We start from the raw sequence: 3,121 nt of genomic DNA, 5'->3' as shown, positions 1-3,121 counted from the left end.
AAAGTGTTACCCATGTGTCCGGTACAAAACGTCACCTATGTCTCGGGTCGCTCACGGGTCCATTCTGGACACATGGGTTACGGTTATACTGGAGACATGGTGTGGCGCACCCCTTGGGTGAGACACTAATTAGGGAAATTTGTTCAGGTTTTGGATTGCGGCTGGGGATCGTGGCGCAATGGTGTTAGGTTCAGCTTCGTATTCATCCGGCCAGAGATAGTCGAGGGCGGAATGGCAGGCTGCCTGTTGTAGACCCGCCCGATCAGTTCGCCGATGCTTTTCTTGGCGTAGATGATGTCCCCGATAGGCTCGGCCATCGACCTCTTCCTCCTTTGGTTCGCTGAAGCCTCAGCCTTTGCATTGTTATAAGATTGCCAATCCGGCTCATGCTCGGCTGGATGCGCTGCAAGTCGTGCAGCGGAGTCAGTGCAGACATATTGCACGCCGCGATCGCTGTGGTGCATGCGCTGCCCGGCGGAGACCGGCGCACTGCAATCGCCTGGTCGAGCGCAGCGATCGCCAGCTCGGACTTGAGATGGGGTGGCATTGCCCAGCCGATGACCTTGCGGCTGTAGGCTTCAAGCACGATTAGGCGAACTCCTCGGCAACATGGACATAGGTGATGTCGGCGACCCGGAACTGATGTCGGCCAGTTGGAGGCCGCTGAAGACCGCCAACGCGACACTGCTTCTGCCACTGATAGAGACCCTTGCGCCAGACGCCGAGTTCCCGCGATGGCTTGCTCACGTTCGCGCGCATCGTCTCGCGCCGCACCGCGGCAAGCTTCAACTCGCAACTGAAGCGTCGCCCCGAATCTTTCTCCTCCTCAGTCCTCCTTGCGGAGAGCAGTTACCCTTTTTTGTCTCAGTTCTGGGTTGCACTACACCGTCTATCCGGAATGAACTGTCACCCATCTCTCGGGAAGGGCACCGATTCTGACAATCTCCGTATCGCAATCTGAGTTGCGCAAACTGTCAGCGGGCTGGCACCAGCGGTATCTATCCACAACAAATTAGTGTCGTCGGCAGAGAACGTCGTCGTGCTAACATCCTAGCTTAACATTGTATCAAGTCGCGATATCTTCACTAAAAAGGGTTTTATTTTTCGTAGAAACGTGGACAATACCTCCCCAAATTGGCTTAACAATAATCACAAATACTTTCTTTGTACAAAATGTATCCCATTACTACTACAAAAAATTACATGATCGTCTCTACAGTTATCTTTATTTTTTCGTCCGTTACTTCGTATACTCAAGTATATTTTTCGCCACAATGTGACGATCCTGCTACCGATCAACCATTCTATCAGAGCCTGCAGGTATGTGATTTGGCGCTAATATACACCCTCTAGTAGGCAGACATCCGCGGGGCGCTATCGAATCAAGAGGGATTATGGATGGCAACTCTGCACTACGCATCGGGTGGATCCGCCACCGAAATCGCAACCGCCGGCTTCAATCTGGCTGACGTTCAGTATGTTTCGCTGGTCAACGCATTGCCGGATGGCATGAAGGGCCTGGTCTATCTCAATGAGCATGAGGGCGTAACCGCATCCTTCATCGAGAAAATGACCCCCTTCCTTGGCAATCCGAACGTGTTTGGGTTCTATCTTGTTGACGAGCCCGATCCCACCGGCAGGTGGGGCACCTACGCAACAGCTGAGAACCTGAAGGCGGAATCCGACTGGATCCATGAGCATTTTCCAGGCGCCAAGACCTTCATCACCATGATGAACATGGGATCCCCGACCAATCCGGATTTTACGAACACCTACAATCCGGCCAACACGCATATCGACTATTTCGGAATAGACCCTTATCCGGTGCGCACGGGAACGGACACGGTCGACTACGACATGATCGACCGAGCCGTGGCTGCAGCGGTGAAGTCCGGCATCCCGGTTAGCAATATCGTTCCGGTCTATCAGGCCTTCGGCGGCGGTAACTGGGAGACTTCCGACGGCGGAAGACAGGTCATGCCCACCCCCGAACAGATGCAAATCATGATCGATCATTGGGCCGCACTGGTGCCGTCACCTGCCTTCGACTACACCTATAAATGGGGAACGCAGAACGGCGACACCGCGCTTGAAAGCTCCCCGGAACTGCAGGCCGTTTTCCGGGAGCACAACCTCGCTACCTCCGGGACCGAACCGCCTCCCGTCGACACGAGCGACACCTTATACGGCACCAGCGGCGACGATGTGTTCCACGGAGCCGGCGGCCACACGATGATCGGCTATGGCGGCAATGACACCTATTATGTCGAAGATGTCCGCGATAAGGAGATTGAGGCAGCAGGTGGCGGTACCGACAAAGTGCTCGCTTCGGTGAGCCATGCGCTTGCGGCCGGCTCGGAGATCGAGCTTCTTGCCACCAGCAATCCGGCCGGCACGACGGCAATGAACCTCAACGGCAACGGCTTTGCCCAGACGATCCAAGGCAATGCCGGCGCCAATGTCATCAACGGCCTTGGCGGCGCCGACATGATGAGCGGCTATGGTGGCAACGACACCTACTATGTCGACAATGCCGGCGACAAGGTGTTCGAGGCGGTGGGCGGCGGCTCCGACAGAGTGATCACTTCGGTGGGCCATGCGCTTTCAACGGGCTCCCAGATCGAGCTTCTCGCTGCGAGGTATCCATCCGGCACGACGGCAATCAACCTAACCGGCAACGAGTTCGCCCAGAGCATCTTCGGCAATGCCGGCGCCAATGTCATCAACGGCATGGGTGGTGCCGACACCATGACCGGCTATGGTGGCAACGACACCTACTATGTCGACAATGCCGGCGATAAGGTCATCGAGGCCGTGGGCGGCGGCTCCGACAGGGTGATCACTTCGGTGAGCCATGCGCTTTCGACGGGCTCCCAGATCGAGCTTCTCGCCACCACCAATCCGTCCGGTACGTCTGCAATCAACCTGACGGGCAACACCTTTGCCCAGACCATCCAGGGCAATGCCGGCGCCAATGTCATCAACGGCCTCGGCGGCGCTGACATGATGAGCGGCTATGGTGGCAACGACACCTACTATGTCGACAATGCCGGCGATAAGGTCATTGAGGCCGTGGGCGGCGGCTCCGACAGGGTGATCACTTCGGTGAGCCATGCGCTTT

3 protein-coding genes are annotated in these 3,121 nt (G+C 56.4%); 1 reads left to right on the top strand and 2 read right to left on the bottom strand.

All coding sequences use genetic code 11. The annotated features are described in order from the left end of the window. Nucleotides 1-143: 143 nt before the first annotated feature. Nucleotides 144-317 (bottom strand): hypothetical protein, encoded by a 174-nt coding sequence (locus tag E5W70_RS31545; protein WP_292665181.1) that lies wholly within the window; start codon nucleotides 315-317, stop codon nucleotides 144-146. A 271-nt stretch (nucleotides 318-588) separates the two neighbouring features. Next, the gene (locus E5W70_RS31540) at nucleotides 589-849 is read right to left on the bottom strand and encodes a transposase (RefSeq protein WP_292665182.1); all 261 of its coding nucleotides are present in this window, start codon (nucleotides 847-849) and stop codon (nucleotides 589-591) included. A gap of 549 nt (nucleotides 850-1,398) precedes the next feature. Between E5W70_RS31540 and E5W70_RS31535 the strand changes: the two genes are divergently transcribed. Continuing rightward, nucleotides 1,399-3,121, top strand: a 1,723-nt coding sequence (locus E5W70_RS31535) for a calcium-binding protein (protein ID WP_292665179.1), incomplete at its 3' end; no start/stop codon positions are given.

Source organism: Mesorhizobium sp., assembly GCF_005063415.1.
Taxonomy (GTDB): Bacteria; Pseudomonadota; Alphaproteobacteria; order Rhizobiales; family Rhizobiaceae; genus Mesorhizobium.
The sequence above is the reverse complement of the archived record's forward strand: the minus strand, read 5'-3'. Positions and strand labels throughout refer to the sequence as shown.

Excerpts from the sequence above, each read along its gene's own strand:
- E5W70_RS31545 (WP_292665181.1), bottom strand. The coding sequence starts at position 317 with ATGGCCGAGCCTATCGGGGACATCATCTACGCCAAGAAAAGCATCGGC.